The organism is Paenibacillus antri, assembly GCF_005765165.1.
Classification (GTDB): domain Bacteria; phylum Bacillota; class Bacilli; order Paenibacillales; family YIM-B00363; genus Paenibacillus_AE; species Paenibacillus_AE antri.
In genome coordinates, this window is sequence record NZ_VCIW01000002.1 from 167,265 (window position 1) to 186,197 (window position 18,933).

The 18,933-nt window shown below is 62.2% G+C and carries 14 protein-coding genes; 8 read left to right on the top strand and 6 right to left on the bottom strand.

Annotated features, from left to right (window positions below; all coding sequences use genetic code 11):
- Positions 1-55: 55 nt before the first annotated feature.
- From FE782_RS03965 to FE782_RS03975, 3 genes are all read left to right on the top strand, one after another.
- A complete protein-coding gene (locus tag FE782_RS03965) occupies positions 56-1,327 on the top strand; it encodes an alpha-L-fucosidase (RefSeq protein ID WP_138192725.1) in 1,272 nt (423 codons plus the stop codon).
- A gap of 83 nt (positions 1,328-1,410) precedes the next feature.
- Complete coding sequence (locus FE782_RS03970) at positions 1,411-6,165, top strand: Ig-like domain-containing protein (protein WP_138192727.1); 4,755 nt, start codon at positions 1,411-1,413, stop codon at positions 6,163-6,165.
- A 353-nt stretch (positions 6,166-6,518) separates the two neighbouring features.
- Positions 6,519-7,013, top strand: coding sequence for a DinB family protein (locus FE782_RS03975; protein WP_138192729.1), 495 nt, complete (start codon positions 6,519-6,521; stop codon positions 7,011-7,013).
- An 86-nt stretch (positions 7,014-7,099) separates the two neighbouring features.
- Here the strand turns inward: FE782_RS03975 and FE782_RS03980 are convergent, their stop codons facing one another.
- Positions 7,100-7,906, bottom strand: a complete 807-nt coding sequence (locus FE782_RS03980; RefSeq protein ID WP_138192731.1) for a histidinol-phosphatase — start codon at positions 7,904-7,906, stop codon at positions 7,100-7,102.
- 13 nt (positions 7,907-7,919) lie between these two features.
- Entirely contained in the window at positions 7,920-8,822 is a 903-nt protein-coding gene (locus FE782_RS03985) for a LysR family transcriptional regulator (protein ID WP_138192733.1), read from the bottom strand.
- 130 nt (positions 8,823-8,952) lie between these two features.
- Between FE782_RS03985 and FE782_RS03990 the strand changes: the two genes are divergently transcribed.
- Complete coding sequence (locus FE782_RS03990; protein WP_138192735.1) at positions 8,953-10,248, top strand: MFS transporter; 1,296 nt, start codon at positions 8,953-8,955, stop codon at positions 10,246-10,248.
- Between the two features lie 4 nt (positions 10,249-10,252).
- On the opposite strand, the gene FE782_RS03995 is transcribed toward FE782_RS03990, so the two are convergent.
- Positions 10,253-11,188: a zinc dependent phospholipase C family protein gene (locus tag FE782_RS03995; protein ID WP_138192737.1), complete on the bottom strand. Its 936-nt coding sequence runs from the start codon at positions 11,186-11,188 to the stop codon at positions 10,253-10,255.
- A gap of 106 nt (positions 11,189-11,294) precedes the next feature.
- Between FE782_RS03995 and FE782_RS04000 the strand changes: the two genes are divergently transcribed.
- Together FE782_RS04000 and FE782_RS04005 are read left to right on the top strand one after the other, a co-directional pair.
- Entirely contained in the window at positions 11,295-11,753 is a 459-nt protein-coding gene (locus FE782_RS04000; RefSeq protein ID WP_138192739.1) for a chemotaxis protein CheX, read from the top strand.
- Positions 11,754-11,805: 52 nt separating this feature from the next.
- Positions 11,806-12,597, top strand: a complete 792-nt coding sequence (locus FE782_RS04005; RefSeq protein WP_138192741.1) for an SDR family NAD(P)-dependent oxidoreductase — start codon at positions 11,806-11,808, stop codon at positions 12,595-12,597.
- Here FE782_RS04005 and FE782_RS04010 read toward each other — a convergent pair.
- Complete coding sequence (locus tag FE782_RS04010; RefSeq protein ID WP_138192743.1) at positions 12,584-12,856, bottom strand: YusU family protein; 273 nt, start codon at positions 12,854-12,856, stop codon at positions 12,584-12,586. The two genes, FE782_RS04005 and FE782_RS04010, sit on opposite strands and share 14 nt — an antisense overlap.
- A 104-nt stretch (positions 12,857-12,960) precedes the next feature.
- On the opposite strand from FE782_RS04010, the gene FE782_RS04015 reads away from it, so the two are divergent.
- Both FE782_RS04015 and FE782_RS04020 read left to right on the top strand, forming a co-directional pair.
- Positions 12,961-14,907 carry a DEAD/DEAH box helicase gene (locus FE782_RS04015; RefSeq protein WP_158299246.1) on the top strand — a complete coding sequence of 649 codons (1,947 nt, stop codon included), beginning with the start codon at positions 12,961-12,963 and terminating at the stop codon, positions 14,905-14,907.
- Positions 14,885-15,466, top strand: coding sequence for a hypothetical protein (locus FE782_RS04020; protein ID WP_138192747.1), 582 nt, complete (start codon positions 14,885-14,887; stop codon positions 15,464-15,466). The genes FE782_RS04015 and FE782_RS04020 overlap by 23 nt, the downstream gene beginning before the upstream one ends.
- A gap of 70 nt (positions 15,467-15,536) precedes the next feature.
- Here the strand turns inward: FE782_RS04020 and FE782_RS04025 are convergent, their stop codons facing one another.
- Positions 15,537-17,138 carry a helix-turn-helix domain-containing protein gene (locus FE782_RS04025; protein ID WP_138192749.1) on the bottom strand — a complete coding sequence of 534 codons (1,602 nt, stop codon included), beginning with the start codon at positions 17,136-17,138 and terminating at the stop codon, positions 15,537-15,539.
- On the bottom strand, positions 17,135-18,853 hold the full coding sequence (locus tag FE782_RS04030; protein WP_138192751.1) for a cache domain-containing sensor histidine kinase: 1,719 nt from the start codon (positions 18,851-18,853) through the stop codon (positions 17,135-17,137). The genes FE782_RS04025 and FE782_RS04030 overlap by 4 nt, the downstream gene beginning before the upstream one ends.
- Positions 18,854-18,933 lie beyond the last annotated feature (80 nt).

Here is an 18,933-nt window from a genome sequence, read left to right on the forward strand (position 1 = left end):
CCGGAATACGCCTCGTCTTGAGGCGTATTCCTTTTTCCAAAGAGGAGGAACGACCATGATCCCTAGATTTCAGGATGCGAGAGACCGATTTTTCGATATGCGCTTCGGCATGTTCGTTCATTGGGGGTTGTACGCGATTCCCGCTTGGCACGAACAGCTGCTGTGGCGAGGGAACGCGACGCGCAAAGAATACGAGCGGCTGATGCATCGCTTCGACCCGCAGCGGTTCGACCCGGAGGCGTGGCTGGACGTCGCGGAGGCGGCCGGCATGCAGTACGTCTGCTTCACGACGAAGCATCACGACGGATTTTGCATGTGGGACACGAAGGAGACGTCCTATAACGTGATGAATACGCCGTACGGCAAGGACGTGCTGGCGATGCTCGCGGAAGCGTGCGCGAAGCGGGGCATGCCGCTCAGCCTCTATTATTCATGTCCCGACTGGCATCACCCGAACTATCCGAATCTCGGGCGCCATCACGAGATGTTCGGTCCGAGGGCCGGAGACGAGCCGGATTTGGAAAAGTACTACGCGTACGTGCGCCGCCAGATCGAGGAGCTGCTCACCCGATACGGTCCGATCTATCAATGGTTCTGGGACGTCAACGTGGCCGAGCACCGCGATCCGTCGATCAACGAGCGGATCAGGGAGCTGCAGCCGGGCATTCTGATCAACAACCGAGGCCCTGGAGACGGCGATTACAGCACGCCGGAGCGCCACGTGCCCGAGGGCGGCGTCTTTCGGACGCCGACGGAGGCGTGTCAATCGCTCGGGCGGGAAAGCTGGGGGTACCGCGAGAACGAGGATTATTACTCCGACAAATTCATCATGCAGAGCATGGACAAGGCGCTGGCGATGGGCGGCAATTATTTGCTGAACGTCGGGCCGAGGGCGGACGGCACGCTCGATCCGATCAATGCGGCGACGCTGCGAAGGCTCGGGGATTGGTTCGGCCGCGTGAAGGAAGCGTTCCTCGGGGCGGAGCCCGCTTCCTATATGGGCGGCCGCGACGAGATCGTCTCCTCGGACGAGGTGCACAGCGTCGTCGCGCGGGATCACGTGCTGCTGACGCGGAAGGGCAATCATCTTTATGTACATGCGTATAAAGATTTGCAGAGCGACTGCATCGTGCTGCGTCCGCTCGACAAGCAGCCGAAGCGGGCCGTGCTGCTGAACGACGGTCGGGAGCTCGACTGCGCCGTGGAGCTGCTGCCCTGGTATTGGAAGGAGAAGCCGTACTTGCGGCTGCGCCGGGTGCCCGTGAACGAATTCGCCGGCGAAGCGCTGGTCGTGCGGCTCGAATTCGACGATTCCGTCGCGGAATAAGCGTATACGGGAAAATTGGATATTGTCAGGAGGCGATTCGCGGACGTACGCTGAGGGCCGAATCTGAAAGGAGGAAGATGACATTGCAGGAGAAGCGAGTCCATCGGCCGAGGGGATTACGAAATTTGGTAAGCGTCTTCTTGGCTGCGGCATTGTTGGCGGGAAGCATGGCGCCGGGCGCCGCGCCGCGCGCGGCGGCGGCGACCGGCGGGGATCTGCTCGCGGACACGTTCGACGCGGCCCAGATCGGAGCGCGTCCGCCGGGCTGGACCGGGAGCGCGCCGGCCGCGGTATCGCCGGCGCCGGAGCCGTACGTCGCGAAGGCGACGGTCGAGGAGCTGCAGGGCGAAGCGGGACGCGTGTTCCGCGTGGAGAAGAACGGCAAGTCGACCGCGACGTTCACCCTGTCGCGGAATTTCTCGGGCGTTCCGACCGCGAAGACGGTGCTGACGTACAAGGTGCGCGCCGAGCAGACGAACGCGGTGTTTTATTTGCCGTCCGTGCGCAGCGGATCGGTCGTGCTGAACCGGTTCGCATTGTACAACGGAAAGTTCGCGTACATGAAACCCGGCGCCTCCGGGTGGACCGAGCTCGCGCCGTACCAGGCCGGCGTCTGGCACGAGGTGCGTCTCGCGATGGACACCGACAGCGATACGTTCGATCTGTTCGTCGACGGCGAGATGAAGTTGAACCGGGAGCCGATGACGGAAGGCGGCTCCGTCTCGAGTATGTATCTCGGCATCTACAAGGACAGCGTCGGCGCGGCTTCGTTCGACGAGATGCACCTGCATTCGTACAAAGCAGCTGTAAGCGCTTCCTTCGAGGAGGCCGCATATGAAGTGGCCGCCGGAGCGACGGCGGCGCTGCCGCTGCGGTTCGAGCCGGCGGACGCGACGGACCAAAGCGCGTCTTGGAGCTCGGATAACGAGGCGGTCGCGACGGTGTCCTCGAGCGGCGTCGTCACGGGCGTCTCGCCGGGAACGGCGACGATTACCGCGACGCCGCGGGAGCCGATTCCCGCGGTCAGCGTCGCGGTCACCGTGTTCGAGGTGCCGGTGGAATCGATCGCCGTGAGCCCGTCCGCATTGACGCTGCCGGTCGAGTCGCGCGCGTTCCTGACCGCGGACGCGCTGCCCGCGAACAGCACGGACCGGCGCATCGACTGGAGCTCGGCGGACGAGCGCGTCGCGACGGTAGACGGGAACGGCGAAGTGACGGGCGTCGGCCCGGGGACGACGACGATCGTCGCGTCGACGCCGGGCGGCCTCGTGCGCGGGGAAGCGACGGTGACGGTGACGGAGCGCTCCGCGTATCGGGAGCTGTACGTCTCGCCGGCGGGCGACGACGCCGCCGCGGGCACGTTAGAGGCGCCGTTCCGCACGATCGAGCGGGCGCAGCAGGAGGTTCGGGCGCTGAACGACGCCATGACCGGGGACATCGTCGTGTATTTACGCGGCGGGACGTATACGCTCGACGAGGCGCTGACGTTCACGACGGAGGACTCCGGCGCGAACGGGTACTTCGTCGCGTACCGAAGCTATCCGGGCGAGACGGCGGCGCTCAGCGGCGGACGGACGATCGACGGGTGGACGCTGCATGACGAGGCGCATGGCATCTATAAGGCGGACGCGGGAACGGATCTGGCGACCCGCCAGCTGTTCGTCGACGGCGTCCGAGCCGTGCGCGCCCGGAGCGCTGCAGGGCTGACGAATCCGGTCAAGACGGCGGACGGCTACGTGTCGGACGATACGTATATTGCCGGCTGGCGGAACGTCGCCGACCTCGAATTCGTCTATCATGAGCTGTGGACGAACCCGCGGGCGAAGGTGGAATCGATTCTGGTCGAGAACGGCAAGGCGGTCATCCGGATGCAAGATCCGGGCTGGAACGCGGTCGCGAACAAGGGGATGACGTCCGCCACCGTGCCGGTCTATTACGAGAATGCCTACGAGCTGCTGGACGAGGAAGGCGAATGGTACCTCGACCGTTCGGAAGGGACGTTGTACTACAAGCCGCGCGCATGGGAGCGGCTGTCGAGCGCGGAAGTGGTCGCGCCGACGCTGGAGCGGCTGCTGACGATCAAGGGCGACTCCGTCGACGAGCCGGTCCGGAACTTGGCATTCGAAGGTCTCCAGTTCCTATACACGACTTGGATGCGCCCCAGCACGGCGGCCGGCCATGCGGACGCGCAAAACAATCATTTGCGTTACCCGGGCGCTCCGGACGAGCTGCCCGACGCCGCCATTCGCATGGAGCTGGCGAATACGGTGCATTTTCGAGGCAATGATTTCGCGAAGCTCGGCATCTCCGCCATACGGATGGAGAACGGCGTGCAAAATACGTTGATCGAGGGGAATCGATTCTATGACATCTCGGGCAGCGCCGTCAACGTAGGCCAGCCGTTCTCGACGATTCGGGACGTGTTCAACCCCGACGATCATCGATTGGCGATGAAGAACAACGATATCGTCAACAATCTGATCCACGATATCGGCGTCGACTATAAGTCCGCTGCGGCCATCTCGGCCGGGTATCCGCTGGACATGGATATCCGCCATAACGAAATTTACAACATCCCGTACAGCGGAACGCATATCGGGTACGGCTGGGCGAGAGAATTCGACCCGGTCACGAAAAACGTAAAAATTCAAAACAACCTCGTATACGACCTGATGGGCATGGGCGTACGCGACGGCGGAGCGTTCTACAGCCTCGGGACGACCGGCGCGACGGCCGAGACGAAAAACCTCGTCTCGGGCAACTACGTCCGCAACCAGATGGACGGCACGGCGCCGCTGTACGCCGACGAAGGCTCGGCGTATTGGAGATACGAGAACAACGTCGTCGATTTGTCGGAGAGTCCGCCATGGCATAGTCCGGTTCGGTGGGCGTCGGCTTGGACCGGGACGATCCACGACTTGGATTTCGTGAACAACTACACGACCGCGCCCGAGCATACGAACAACGGTTATAACAATACGTTCGTCGGCACGAGCGTGCACCCGGACGCGAATTGGCCGGCCGCGGCGCGCGCGATTATCGCGGCTTCCGGCTTGGAGGCGGAATTCGCGGGTTTGGCGGCGGGCCGCGTCAGCCGATGGAAGACGGAGCCGGTCAATCTGAACGTCGGCGGCAGCGCCGCCGCGGTTCTCCATGCGCGGAACGGGAAGGATGAGCCGGTCGACGCGTCGCAAAGCGAAGTGTATTACTCGATAGCGGATCCGTCCGTAGCGACGGTGGACGCTTCGGGTGTCGTGACCGGCGTCGGGAAGGGCGCTACGACGCTGACGATGCGGATCGTGAGCGGCACCGTGCTTCGTACGGTGAAGACGGACGTCTTCGTCGGCGATACAATATCCAGCATTCGGTTGGTCGATCAGGTCGGGAAGGTCGCTTACGCGAAGGCCGGCACGTCGAAGGCGCTGGCAGTCGAGGGCGAAACCGAATTCGGCGGCCGCCTCGAGAACATCGAGGACCTGCGCATCGAATCGAGCGACCCCGCCGTCGCAGCGGTGTCGGAGGACGGCGTATTGACCGCCCGCGCGGTCGGATCGACCGTGCTCACGATGCGCGGGACGTACCTCGGAAATCCGGCGGAGAGCTCGATTCTCCTGAAGGTGTGGGACGAAACCTATCAAGGCGATTATACGCTTCGGAGCGAGATCGACCGCGCGGACGAATGGTACGTCAGTTCCGGCGGGAGCGGCTCCGTTACGGCGGGCGATCAGGACATTACGATCGCTACGCCGGGCGGACATGCGATTTACCAGGGACGGACGTTCCAGAACGAGCTGCTGGACTTCGACCTGACCGTGAACGGGTCCGGCAGCTGGTACGCGCTCATGTTCGGCAATCAAGACCGGGAGCGGGGCTATTCGAACGGAAGCTCCTATCTCGTGACGATCAGCGCCTCCGCATTCGAGCTGCAGCGGTTCAACGAAGGGCGGCGGACCGTCATCTACGGCAACATCGCCGGATACGAGAGCCTCGGCGGCGATGCGGCGCCGAACACGCTGCTGCCGATCGGCGAGACGAAGCGGGTGCAGCTCGGCTCGTTCGAGGAGGAGGGCGGCGTGCGCTTGATCCTGCGCGTGGACGGCGTCGAGGTGTTCAATTATTTGGATACGGGGACGGATGCTTTGAAGGGACCCGGTTATTTCGGGCTCGTGTCGCGCGTCGGGTCGCTTACGATCGGCAAGCGGGACGTCGGGCCTGCGACGGCGGCCGGATTGAAGGTGGACGGCGCGAAGGTTCAACACGTTGGGGAATCGCAGACGTTGGTCGCGAAGGCGCTGGGGGCGGACGGCGAGCCGGTTCCGACGCCGGCCGGCATCGCGTTCGGCAGCAGCGACGACTCGGTAGCGGTCGTCGACGCCTCTTCGGGCACGGTAACGGCGCTGCGGCCCGGCACGACCGTCATCACGGCGACGTACGGCTCCGCCGTCGGCGCGCTTACGCTGACGGTGCTGCCGGATCGCGCGCCGCCGGCATGGTCCGAGGGCGCGGCACTAACGGTCTCGGACGTGATGCCGACGGCGATGACGCTGCATTGGCCGGCGGCGATCGACGCCGCGGGCGTCGATCGTTACGAGCTGTCGATGGATGGGCGGATCGTCGCGATCGTTCCCGGAACCGTTCGGGAGCATCGCGTGACGGGACTATCGGCCAACCGAGTGTACGCGTTCGAGCTCGTCGCGGTCGACGCCGACGGCTCGCGCGGCGCGGCGCTGTTCGCGGAGCAGCTGTCGCTGCCGGTGCCGCCGAACGGCCCGGGCAACGGACGCGGTCCCGAGTTCGGTCAGGAACAGGGGAACGGGCCTCGCGGCGTCGACGACTGACATTTGTCATCAAACGGTAACATTGCCGTTACGGCGCTCTAATATTGGGCATGTATTATAAATGGCAAGACCCCCTTTTTGAAATATATCTTGGGACCTGACGCTTCGGCGGCCAGGTCCGCTTTTTTTTATGCGGGGAGCGGCATATCGGGACCGGGTTCCTCTTTTGCGAGTTCTTCTCCTCGGTTTCCTTTCGCTCAGCCGCCGCTCCTCTGCATAGGAAGAGCGTCAGCTGACGGCTTGGCGGGGGAAAGTGCGTAGGGAGTATGCAGAGAGTACCTAGCGGGTTATGCAAACCTTTCGGCCCGCCCGAATATATTGTATGTTTACTCTTAAGAAAGGGGAGGTAATTTATGGTTAAACAATTCATCATCGGCGATGCTGCGCATGAGCTGGCCGCTACGCGCCGCGTCCTGGAGCGCTTGCCCGAGGAGCATATGGCGTGGAAGCCGCACAAGAAGTCGATGACGCTCGGCGCGCTGTCCACGCACCTGATCAACCTGCTGAACTGGCAAATCGCGATATTGCAGTACTCGGAGTTCGATCTTTCGATCGTGCCGTCGCGGCGCGACGCTTTGGTAAAGCGCGCGGACATTCTGGAAGAGTTCGACGCGAACGTCGGCAAGCTGGAAAAGCTGCTCGCCGAATGCGACGAAAAAACGCTGGGCGAGGAATGGACGCTGCGCCGCGGCGACTACATCATCCTCCGCCAGCCGCGGGCGATCGCGCTTCGCACTTTCGGATTAAGCCACATGATCCATCACCGGGCGCAGCTCGGGGTTTATTTGCGCCAACTCGACATTCCGGTGCCGGGCCTGTACGGCCCCACGGCCGACGAGGAAGCTTGACGAACGAGGCTGACTATGCGGACGAGCACAAAAAAAGCGCCATAGCCATCGGATCATAAAACCGATGCCTATGGCGCTAGCGCTCTTTACAGCTCCACTAACACGCGCTCGCGGCGGCGGAAGTAGCACCACTCGCGGAAGCCGATCTCCTTGAGCCGTCCGCGGACGAACTCCCAATCGTCGGCGACCCGTTCGGGCACGTGGGCGTCCGAGCCGAACGTCACCTTCACGCCATGGAACAAGGCGCGCTCGAGCATGTCGTCGGCCGGGTACCAGCCGCCGACGTCTTTCATTTTCCCCGAGGTGTTGATTTCGATGGCGATGTCGCATTCCCCGATCAGCTGCAGCGTCTTGTCGACCGCCTCCGTCTGGATGTCCGAGAACGCGGGATAATACGCCTTCATCGCGTCGATATGCCCGAGGATGTCGAACATGCCGCTCTTCGCCGAATGTCCGATCATCTCGTAATACCGCTCCTTGGTTTGCTGCTTCTGCTTCTCGGTCAGCTTCTTCCATCGGTTGCGGTTGAAGATGGAGACGCCTTCGACTTGATGGACGGAGCCGATAATGTAGTCGAACGGATATTTCGCATAGATGCCCCGATATTTCTCCGCATGCTCGGGGAAGAAGTCCGATTCGACGCCAAGCAGCACTTCGATGCGCCCGGCGTACTTCTCCTTCAGCTGCAGCACTTCGTTCACGTAGTTCTCGAATTCGCTCGCGGCCATGGCGATCCCCGGGTTCGGGTGATCGTCCTTGTGGCCGAAATACGGCGAATGGTCCGAGATGCCGATCGCGGCGACGCCCTTCTCGATCGCGGCTTCGATATACTTCTCGATCGGGCCGTCCGCGTGGCCGCATCGTTCGTGATGCGTATGCAAGTCGAACATCATGACGAGATTCCTCCTATTCCGAGCCGATGAAATGGGTCTCCGGCATGCCTTTCAGGTCGCTCAAAAATTGCCGCATCGCGGAATTCAGATAGCGCCCCGTTTTCGTAATGACCCCGACGGGGTGGGCGATCTCCAGTTCGTTGACTTGAATCATCTTCAACGTTCCGAGCCGCAGCTCGCTCGCGATGGACATCTTAGAGATGACGGTCGCGCCCATGTTCAATTCGACCATCCGCTTCACTTCCTCGCTGCTCGACAGCTCCATGACGACCTTCGGCACGATGCCGTGCTTCTCGAAGACGCTGTCGACGAACCGCCGGCCGATCGTATCGGGCGACAGCATAATGAATGACACGTCCGCCAACGCCGACAGCGGCAGATGCTTATGAGCCGCCAGCGGATGCTCCGGCGAGACGACGAGCTCGAACGTGTCGTAATACAGCGTCGAAGTGACGAGGCTCGGCGTCTTCTCGACCAAGTAGGCGATGCCGATGTCGACGGACCCGTTTTCCACGCTGGTCATGATTTGCAAAGACGGCATCGTATGAATCGATGTCTGAATATGCGGGTATTGGTTGTTGAAATACGAGAAGATGCGCGGCAGGATCTGCATCGCGATCGACGTCGTCGTGCCGAGGCGAATATGGCCCTGCGGCGTCGCGTCGATGTCGCTGAGTCTCATCTTCAGCTCGTCGACGATGGCGAGAATTTTCTCGGCTTGCTCGAGAAACAGCACGCCCGCGTCGGTCAGCGTCACCGGCTGGTTCCGGTCGACGAGCACGGTCCCGAATTCGTCTTCGAGGCTCTTGATTTGCGCGGATACGGCGGGCTGCGTCAGGTTCAGCACCTCGCCCGCTTTCCGGAAGCTCATCGTCTTGGATATCGTTATCAGGGTCTCCAGTTGGTTTAAGTTCATGCGGAACGCCCCCCTCTCAGCCAACATCAATTATATTACAAAAGATTAACAAAGAAAAAGATACCCCCGCGCGTCCCCATCAAGTAAAATGTAAGCATTATCAAAAGGCCGCGAAGGAGAAACGATGCCGATGGATCAGAAGAAAACGGTAAGGGCGTGGGTGCTCTACGATTGGGCGAACTCGGCCTATTCGACGACGATGGTGGCGGCGGTGCTGCCGATCTTCTTCGTCAGCGTGCCGGGCGCGGGAGTCGGCGACGCGGCGGCTTCGTATTGGGCGTACTCGCAGTCTGCGGCGATGCTGCTACTGGTCATTCTGTCCCCGATTCTGGGGGCGGTGGCGGACGTGTCCGGTTCGAAAAAGAAGCTGCTCGGCGCGTTCATGCTCCTCGGCGTCATCTCAACGGCGCTATATGCGCTCGTCGGGGAAGGGATGCTCTGGTTCGCGGTCGTTCTGACGCTGCTCGGCGTCGTCGGCAACAGCGGCGCGAACTCGTTCTACGACGCGTTGCTGCCGGGCATCGTGAAGCCGGAGGATCGCGACCGCGTTTCGGCCCAAGGGTACGCGTACGGTTACTTGGGAGGCGGCCTGCTGCTTGCGGTCAACCTGATGATGGTCCAGAAGCCGGAATGGTTCGGATTGGACGATCTCGGCGGCATCCGTCTTGCGTTCCTGTCCGTGGCGGTGTGGTGGCTCGTCTTCTCGATTCCGCTCTTCCGCCGCGTGCCGGAGACGAAGCCGACGACGTCGGTGCCGATGGGACGTTCGGTCGGTCTTGCGTTCCGACGGCTCGGCACGACGCTTCGGAGCCTGAGGAACTACCCGGAGCTGTTGAAATATTTGATCGCGTTCTGGTTGTTCAGCGACGGCATCGGCACGATCATCCGGATGGCGACGCTCTATGGGGAAAACATCGGCATCGGCACGACCCACCTCATTACCGCGCTGCTCATTACGCAGTTCGTCGGTTTTCCGTGCGCGATTCTGTTCGGCAAGCTGGCCGGCCGTTTCGGCGCGAAGTCGTCGTTGTACGCGGCGCTGTGCATCTATGTCGTGATTACGATCCTTGGGTATTTCATGACGACTGCGTTGCATTTCTACTTGCTCGCCGTCATGGTCGGCTTCGTGCAGGGCGGCAGCCAAGCGCTGGCGCGCTCGATCTTCACGCGGCTCATTCCGGTCGGCCGGGAAGCCGAATATTTCGGCTTCATGAGCGTATGGAACAAGTTCGCCGGCATGATGGGCCCGGCCGTCTTCGGCTACGTGAACATGATCGGGAGCAGCCGGCTCGGCATCCTCGCTCTGATCGCGTTCTTCGTGCTCGGCATCGCCGTGCTTATGTTCGTCGATCTCGACAAGGGCGAGCGGGAGGCGGCCCGGGCCGACGGCGACGTTCCGCCGCGCGACCCGGCGTTATCCCTGTAGCGACTTACCGATCGGCGGCTAAGCCCGTCTCGTAGGACAGATCGCCTAGCGCCGCCTCGAAGGCGCGCCAAGCGTCGCCGGCGTCGGCCGCGCCGCCGCCGCCGGCCCGGCTCGCGGCGAGCCACGCGGCCGCCGCGCCGACCAGCCGCTCGCCGTCGCCCAGCGCGCGCTCCCAGACGTCCCAGAACGATTCCTGGGACGTCTTTGTTTTGTCCGCGGGCGGGCGCCACGGCGCACGGCGATCGTTCATCGGGTCGAGCGCGGCGTCCCGCCGTCCGGGCACGAACGGCTCGATCGCGCCGGCGAGGAGCTTCGTCTTGAGGCCGGACGGGTCGTGGAACAAGGAGAACGCCGTCAGCATGTCGTTGTAGCTCTGCTGCCAGAGGCCGTCGAGGAACGGCGAATCGTACTCGGGATACGTGCGGCGCACGGCGTCTTCGACCTGCTTCGCGACGCCGCCCGGAAGCGTCTTGCCGGCGTCGAGCGTCTGCCGGACGGGCACCCGCAATGTGTCGATGCCGCGCAGCCGCTCCGCGACGTAGGTGTCGATCGCGGTCTCGAGCCGTTGGTGATCGCGCTTCCGATCGCCTTGCCGGGCGAAGACGAACGGGTGCGCGATCCGATCGAGCGCATGATGCGCCAGCCAGCCGAGCGCGTAGACGGCGCGCGGATCGTTCGGGGCGGCGCCGTCGCAGCATCGCAGCAGGTCGCGCAGGAAGGCGCCGCAGCGGCTCTTGTGCAGCAGGCCGCCGAGGGCGTCGGAGCGGGCGGATTCCTTTTTCATCCATGGATAGAAACGATGGTAAAACAACGGGTCGGGGCCCTGGCAGCCGAACCGGAACAGCGGGCCGAGCGCGGGATCCCCCTCGAGCATTCGCGTCAGAGACAGCCGCTCCAGAAGGATTTCCCCGTAAATCGAATGCGTCCATACATTGGGCATGCGCAATCCCTCCTATACTTGTCGGAAAATGTCGGTTATAATAGACCGTATTACATAGTAACTAGTTCGAAAGGTCGAACTTGATCCGCATGGAGGTAGCAAGCGAATGAACCACGAATATGTCCACCCGTTCTTGGAGTCCGCGCGTATCGTTATCGAACAAGTGGCCGGCGTCAAGCCGTCCGCCGGCGAGTTCGGCATTAAGGAAATCACGAAGCATCACGAGTACCTGTGGATTCATATCGGCCTGACCGGACAGATGAACGGCGATATCATTTACGGCTTGCACGAGGCGGTCGCGCTGAAGATGGTGTCCGCGATGATGGGCGGTTACGTCTTGGACGAGCTCGGCGAGATGGGACACAGCGCGATCTCGGAGCTGAGCAACATGATCAGCGGCAATGCGAGCACGATGTTGTACAATCAGGGCGTGCGCGTCGACATTACGCCGCCGAAGATTCTCAGCTCGACGGACGGCCAGGGAATCGAAGCGACCAAGGTGCTGTCGATCCCGCTCACGATGGAAGGCATCGGCGAACTTGACATTCAGCTGTTAATCGCGTAATCATTCAAAGCGAGGGCTCCTCGCTTTTTTTTGTTGTTCGGGAGGAAAGATAATGATGGGTACTATGCGATACGACGGCAAGATCGCGGTCGTGACCGGCGCGTCCGGCGGCATCGGCGGGTCCGTCGCCGAGGCGCTCCACGAACGAGGCGCGCATGTCGTGCTGGCGGCTCGGTCCGTCGACAAGCTGAACGACTTCGCCGAGAAGCTTGGAAGCCGGGCGATGGCGGTCGCACTGGACGTCGCGGACGAACACTCGGTCGCCCGGGCGTTCGAGGAGATCGAGGCCCGGTTCGGCCGCGTCGACCTGCTCGTGAACAATGCGGGCTTCGGCCGGTTCGAGCTCGTCGCGGACGCGCCGGCGGATTCGTTCGAATCGATGATGAACGTGAACTATTTCGGAACCGTGCGATGCACCCGGGCGGTTCTGCCCGGCATGCTGTCGCGGCGCGAAGGATGGATCGTCAACGTGGCGTCGATCGCCGGGAAGACCGCTACCGCGAAGTCGGCCGGCTATGCGGCGACGAAGCACGCGGTGCTCGGGTTCACGAACGCGCTGCGCCAGGAGCTGCACGGCACCGGGATTCGCGTCATGGCGGTCAATCCGGGGCCGGTGCGCACGGCGTTCTTCGACATCGCGGACCCGGAAGGCGGCTATGTGAACGGCGTGAAGTCGATGATGGTAACGCCGGAGCGGGTCGCGCGGGAGACGCTCGCCGGGCTCGACCGGGGCCGGGCGGAAGTGAACGTGCCCGGTTGGCTCGGCGCCGCGGCGCGGCTGTCCCAAGCGCTTCCGATCGGGCTCGTGAACGCGTTCTCGGCGCGCTTTCTTAAGTTGAAGTAGGCGGCGTCTGCGCGCGCTTCCGCTCGTTCAGCGCCTTGACGTCCTCGAACAGCTCGCGGACGGCGAGCTTGGCTTCGGGATGCGACGCGTTCCAATGATTCGCGAGCGCGGGCATCGTCTTGTGGATATGGCTGTACAGCGCCCACAGCTTCACCTTCTCCACCGCGTCCGGGGACGCGTCGCCGATCAACAGATCGGCGTAGGTTTCTATTAAAGCGTCGAACGATTGCCGCAGCGATGGATCGTTGAGCAGCTTCATGGCGGTTCTCCTTTGCGCGAGGAAGTCGAGTTCGAGTTCAGTCTATCGTACATAAGTTGAAGGTGTCAAAGCGATCGATCCAATATGAATTTCGGAGGATGTATATGAACGAGAACGAAGTAGAACCTGCTTTGGAACATGAAAAGGACTCGCCCCGCGATCCGGCTCCGGCGACGGCGTCGTTTTCCGAGCTTGGGGTGAAGGGGCCTTGGGTCGAGCGGCTCGCGAGCCGCGGCATCGCGAACGCGGCGCCGATTCAGGCGGTCGGCGTGCCGGCGCTGCTCGGGGGAAGCGACGCCGTCATTCGGTCCCGCACGGGCACCGGGAAGACGTTGGCGTTCCTGCTGCCCGCGCTCGAGAAGATCGACCCGACGCTCGACAAGCTGCAGGCGGTCGTCTTGACGCCGACGGCGGAGCTTGCGATGCAGATCGCGAAGGAAGCGGCGGAGCTCGCCGAGGGGACGAAGCTGCGGACGCTCGCGCTGATCGGCGGCGCTTCGCTGCAGCGGCAGCTGGACAAGCTGAAAACCCATCCGCAGCTCGTCGTCGGCACGCCGGGACGTATTCAAGAGATTCTAACCATTAAGAAGCTTAAGATGAACGAAGTGCGCCTCATCGTGCTCGACGAGGCGGACCAGACGTTCGCGCTCGGCGCCGCGGGCAGCGGGGGCGAGGCGGAGCGCATCTTGGCCGCGGTGCCGGCGTCCGCGCAGCGGGTGTTCTGCTCGGCGACGATGCCGGAAGCGGCCGCCGCCGTCGTCGCGAAGTGGACGAAGAACGCGGTGTGGGTCGAGGCGGAGCCGCAGGGCGAGGAAGCTTCGCAGCGGCTGCCGTCGACGGTAACGCACTCGTACGTCGTCTCGGAAGAGCGCGACCGGATCGATACGGTGCGCCGGCTGCTTCGAACGCTGCAGCCGAAGGCTGCGATGCTGTTCGTCAATCAGACGGAATCGATCGCGGAGGTGGAAGCGAAGCTGCAGTACCACGGGCTGCAGGTGGAGGCGATCTACGGCGATCAGCCGAAGCAGGAGCGGACGGCGGTCATGCGCCGATTCCGCAGCGGCAAGCTGAAGCTGCTGCTCGCGACGGACGTCGCGGCGCGCGGACTCGACGCGGCGGACGTGACGCACGTCATCCACGTCGATCCGCCGTTAGACGCAGAGCGCTACCTGCATCGCGCCGGGCGGACGGGGCGGATGGGACGCCGCGGCGAGTCGGTGCTCGTGCTGGCGCCGAACCGGACGTTCATCGCGTCGAAGTTCGCGGAGCAGCTGGGGATCGAGATCAAGGAGAAGAAGCTGCAGGGCGGCGAGCTGAAGGAGAGGAAGACGTATTTTCCGCCGACGGCTTCGACGACGCCGGCGGCTGCGCGGCCGGCGAAGGTCGCGGGCGCTGCGCCTGCGGCGCGTCCGAGCGGCGAGCGGTTCGGCAAGCCGGCAGGGGAGCGCCCTGCGGGCCGCCCGAGCGGCGAGCGGTTCGGGAAGCCGGCGGGAGAGCGCCCTGCGGGCCGCCCGAGCGGCGAGCGGTTCGGCAAGCCGGCGGGAGAGCGTCCTGCGGGCAGCCCGAGCGGCGAGCGGTTCGGCAAGCCGGCTGGGGAGCGCCCTGCGGGCCGCCCGGGCGGCGAGCGGTTCGGCAAGCCGGCAGGGGAGCGCCCTGCGGGCCGCCCGGGCGGCGAGCGGTTCGGCAAGCCGGCGGGAGAGCGCCCTGCGGCGCGTCCGAGCGGCGAGCGGTTCGGCAAGCCGGCGGGAGAGCGCCCTGCGGCGCGTCCGAGCGGCGAGAGGTTCGGCAAGCCGGCGGGAGAGCGCACGGCGGCGCGTCCGAGCGGCGAGCGGTTCGGCAAGCCGGCGACGGTACGCGCGGATCGTCTGGACGTACGCGGCGCGAAGCCCGCTTCCGTCAAGCCCGCCGCCCGCGCCGGCAAGGCGCCGGCGGCGGCGCCCGTCGCGAAGGAACGCCATCGCGATAAGAAGAACAAGGGCGCCCCTCGCTGGCTGAAAGATAAAAAGGAGGGTAACGGAGGAGAATCGGATGGCGGTACCCCAAAAGGTTAAACCCGTGCGGCGCGCCTTCGCCCCGCTCCTGTGGCTGCTCGTCATCGCGGGGCTGCTCGTCGGCGGAACGGCGGCGTACGTCTCTACCGAGCCCCCGCTCGACTGGTCGTCGCAGGGCGGGCCGGATCTCGCCGAGAAAGTTCGCGGCATGATCGCCTCGCAGTCGCTGTCCGTCGCGATCACGGAGGCGGAGCTGAATGCGCTCGTGAAGGCGAACCTCTACGAAGAACGGCGGCTCGGCGAACAAGCGGAAATGACCGGCGCCGACGTCGCGCTGGACGGCGACACGCTGATCGTGCGCACCGACGTGACGATCGCCGGGAGCATCCGCCTGCCGCTCACTCACCGATTCCGACTCGAGTGGGAGAAGCCCGACGTGAAGGCGACGCATGTCTCGACCGCTCTGAAGGACATCCCGCTTCCGGCGTCGCTGCTCGCGATCGGCACCATTCGCGTGCCGCTCGCCTTCGACGCGCGCATCCCGGCCGAGATCGAGACGGTCTCGTTCGAAGCGGACGAGGTTCGGCTGAAGTTGAAATTGACGAATCCCTTCTTTTAACCGCAAAAAAGCGGCAGTCCAGGACGCAATGACTCGTCCGGGGCTGCCGCTTTTTCTATCTAGGCTCGTATCATTCCTCGCTCCTCGACCCCCGCTTGTATTCGTTCGGGCTGAGGCCCACCTCTTGCCGGAACAGCTTCGCGAAGTACGAGTAATTCGCGTAGCCGACCCGCTGAGCCACGGCTTGCACGGCTAAGTTCGAAGTCTCGAGCAGATGCTTCGCCGCCGCGATCCGCGCCTGGATTATATAGCTCCCGAGCGATACGCCCGTTTCTTTTTTGAACAGCCTCGCCAGATAGTCCGGGTGGAGGTAGACGAGCTCCGCCAAATCGTTGCGGGTCAGATCGTCCTTGCAATGCGTATGGATATGCCGCTTGATCTGTTCGACGACCGACCTCGGCTGCTCGGTGAAGTTCCGATAGTCCATGGCGGTAATGACCAGGTAATTCAGATACGCTTCCATATCCTCGATCGAATCCAACGACAACGCGAGCAGCCGGTCGTTCGTGCGGCCGGCGTACAGCTTATGCGCCTCGATGCCTTTGGTCTTGAGGAACGAGTAGACGAGCTGCACGATATCCAACCGGAACAGGCTGAGCGTGGATGCATTCAACGTCTGACGGCTGAGGTGCTGCTTCAAGTAGGACGACGTCTCCGCTAGGAACGCGTCGGGACGGTTCAGGTTCAGCCAATCCTCCAGCTTCGGCAGGTCGGGCGGTACGTAGTCGACGGACTGGCGGCGGAAGCGTTCCGCATGGAACGTCTGATTCCGGCACTTGACGACCTCGTCGTTCATGTGCAGCAGCCGCTTCACGATGCCGCTCATCTGTTCCAGACTGCCGGAAGAGGCGATCGTGCAGCAGGCGTCGGCTTTCAGATACCGGTTCGCCTTCGGAATGAAGGAAGAACAGAGCGCTTCGACGACGTCGGGGTCGGGCGTTCGATTCCATTTCAGAACGGCGATCCAGTGATAGCCTCTGATTTCCAATATCGTCTCGACTGTAAACCCAGCGCTCTGGAACGACTCGTACAACACGTTCAGCAGCGCGAAGTCGAACAGTCCCTTCTCCGTGTCCCCTAAACTGCCGTTGTAAGGGAACATATGGAGCAGCAGCGGTTGGAACGTATCCGTCATGCGGTACGCGAGGCGCTGCTCTTCGATCGAGCGGATTAGATCGGCGGGCTTCATCGGGAACGAGGTGCATGCGTCGACCAGCTTCCGCCAGAAGTGCTCCCGCAGCTTCGCGTGGTTTTTCTGCCAGAAGTACCCCTCTTGGATCGCTTTCTCGTCGTTCCGGTGCTGCTTCGCGCGGGCGACCGCCTTCTGCAAAATGAGCATCAGCTTGTCGAACTCGATCGGCTTCAGAAAATATTCGAAGCTCTGCAATTCGATGGCTTTCTGCGCATAATTGAAGTCCGCGTAGTTGGTGAGAAAGATCGCTTGAATGTCGTATTTTTCCTCCCGAATCCAAGCCAACAGCTCCAGTCCGCTGCCTTGCGGCATATCGATATCGGAAACCAAAATTTCGACGGGAAAACGGAGAATGATGTCCCGGGCTTGCGCGACGTTGTGAGCCGTATACACGTTATCGATCTGCAGCGCCTTCCAATCGATCTTCTTCTCCAGCGCGGTCAGGACGAAGTAGTCGTCGTCGACGAGCAAGGCGTTCATGGGCGCTCCTCCGTTCCGGTAGTCGCTTCCGGACGATCCGGAAGCCTTAAAGTGATCGACGCGCCGCCGTCCGCCGCGTTGGAAAAGCGAATATCGGCGTCGGCGTACAAATAATGCAAGCGCTGCACGGCGTTCATGATGCCGATGCGCGTACCGCCCGACTGATCCAACGGCTGTCCGGACGCCAGTTTCTCCAGCACGTCCGGAGGGAACCCGGGACCGGTATCGGAAATCCGGATTTCCGTCCGGCCGGCGTCTCCGACGGCTTGCCGCTCGACCTCGATCGCAAGCCGGACCTCTCGATCCCGGGACACGGCGTATTTCATCGCGTTCTCGACGAACGTCTGAATGAGGAGAGGCGGCAGCTGCACGCCGGCGGCCAGGGGGTCGAGGTCGACCCGATAATGGAACGCGTCGCGGTAGCGCTCCCTTTGAATTTCCAAATACGTGCGGACATGCTCGATCTCGTCTATGAGACTTACGAAGTCTCGACCGTTCTGAAAGATGTATCGGAAATATTTCGAAATCGATAACGTCATCCGTTCGATCTCTTCGTGCAGCTGCATCTGGGCCATGCTGTAGATGGTCGTCAAGCAGTTCAGGAAGAAGTGAGGTTTGATTTGCAGCTTCATATAGTTCAAGTGCATTCGCTGCTTCTCCAGTTCGCGTTCGTACAGGTCGATTTTGATCGTGCGGATTTGTTTCACCAAGTCGACGAACTGCCGGTTCGCTTTCTCCAATTCTATGATTTTGTTGTTTTCGAAGTCGATCGGTTCGCCGTCGTTCGTCAAAATCGCAAGATTGTTGGAGAAATGCTTGATCGGTTTCAACACTCTATTCTGAAAATACAGCAGGATAAAACATAAATTGCAGGCGATGAGCACGGCCAGGACGACGACCAACAGTTGAGCGATCATGATTTTCTCGAACGCCCCGAATCGAATGACGAGCTCGATATAAAACGAAGCGTCCGAAAACTCGCGGATGACGGTCGTGCCGGGCTGCAATCGGTCGAGGATCGATTCGGGCTTCGCATGATCCCGGATCGTCTCGCCGACGTTCGAGATCGGACTCGTGACGCGGACCCCGTCATCGTTCACCAAGGAAGCGAAGCCGCCGCCGCCGAGATTGATGTCGCGCAGGGGGCGAATCAGATCGTCCGCGGACACCAATCCGATCAAATACCGGTCATGATAAGGCACGATATTGATCATATAGTACGTGCCGTTCAACTCGATCGTCGTCCATCGGGAGTAATACTTCTGGTAAATTTCGGCGCTTCCGACGTCCCCGTTCACGGTTCGCTTCAACGCTTCGAACTGGGGGAAGGTGAGGGTCATCGGCGCGACGTTCAGCAGAAAATCTTTGTCCTTCAAGTAGACGAAGAAGTTGTATTCTTTCCCATGGCTCTTCTGGAGCTCGGCGAAACGCTTATAGATGTTGTCGTTCGCCTTCAAGAAAAGCGTATCGTCGGCGTTCCGTTCGCTCATCGTTTCCATGTTTTCGTCGTTCGCCAGCGTCCAGCCCATGAAATGATGAATGTAAGCGAAGTTGTTGTCGATCCGGTCGATATATAAATCCGCCGTGTCCTGCAAATACCTGGCGGACTGCTGACGCACGAGCGCGATGGACGAGAAGCTGATCGCGAAATCGACGATTAAGGCGATGAACGAGATCCAGAGCAAAATCCGAACGTAATGCTTGATCGAATACATCTTTTCTTCCGCTCGGTTCGCGATAGTTTTCGGCCTCCTCTCGCGACGCGGCGATCTAATCGCAACGCCCGGATGATGTT

What these genes read in the sequence shown, in the direction of transcription:
- FE782_RS03965 (WP_138192725.1), top strand. Translation starts at nt 56, where the DNA reads ATGATCCCTAGATTTCAGGATGCGAGAGACCGATTTTTCGATATGCGC.
- FE782_RS03975 (WP_138192729.1), top strand. Translation starts at nt 6,519, where the DNA reads ATGGTTAAACAATTCATCATCGGCGATGCTGCGCATGAGCTGGCCGCT.
- FE782_RS03980 (WP_138192731.1), bottom strand. Translation starts at nt 7,906, where the DNA reads ATGATGTTCGACTTGCATACGCATCACGAACGATGCGGCCACGCGGAC.
- FE782_RS03985 (WP_138192733.1), bottom strand. Translation starts at nt 8,822, where the DNA reads ATGAACTTAAACCAACTGGAGACCCTGATAACGATATCCAAGACGATG.
- FE782_RS03990 (WP_138192735.1), top strand. Translation starts at nt 8,953, where the DNA reads ATGGATCAGAAGAAAACGGTAAGGGCGTGGGTGCTCTACGATTGGGCG.
- FE782_RS03995 (WP_138192737.1), bottom strand. Translation starts at nt 11,188, where the DNA reads ATGCCCAATGTATGGACGCATTCGATTTACGGGGAAATCCTTCTGGAG.
- FE782_RS04000 (WP_138192739.1), top strand. Translation starts at nt 11,295, where the DNA reads ATGAACCACGAATATGTCCACCCGTTCTTGGAGTCCGCGCGTATCGTT.
- FE782_RS04005 (WP_138192741.1), top strand. Translation starts at nt 11,806, where the DNA reads ATGATGGGTACTATGCGATACGACGGCAAGATCGCGGTCGTGACCGGC.
- FE782_RS04010 (WP_138192743.1), bottom strand. Translation starts at nt 12,856, where the DNA reads ATGAAGCTGCTCAACGATCCATCGCTGCGGCAATCGTTCGACGCTTTA.
- FE782_RS04015 (WP_158299246.1), top strand. Translation starts at nt 12,961, where the DNA reads ATGAACGAGAACGAAGTAGAACCTGCTTTGGAACATGAAAAGGACTCG.
- FE782_RS04020 (WP_138192747.1), top strand. Translation starts at nt 14,885, where the DNA reads ATGGCGGTACCCCAAAAGGTTAAACCCGTGCGGCGCGCCTTCGCCCCG.
- FE782_RS04025 (WP_138192749.1), bottom strand. Translation starts at nt 17,138, where the DNA reads ATGAACGCCTTGCTCGTCGACGACGACTACTTCGTCCTGACCGCGCTG.
- FE782_RS04030 (WP_138192751.1), bottom strand. Translation starts at nt 18,853, where the DNA reads ATGTATTCGATCAAGCATTACGTTCGGATTTTGCTCTGGATCTCGTTC.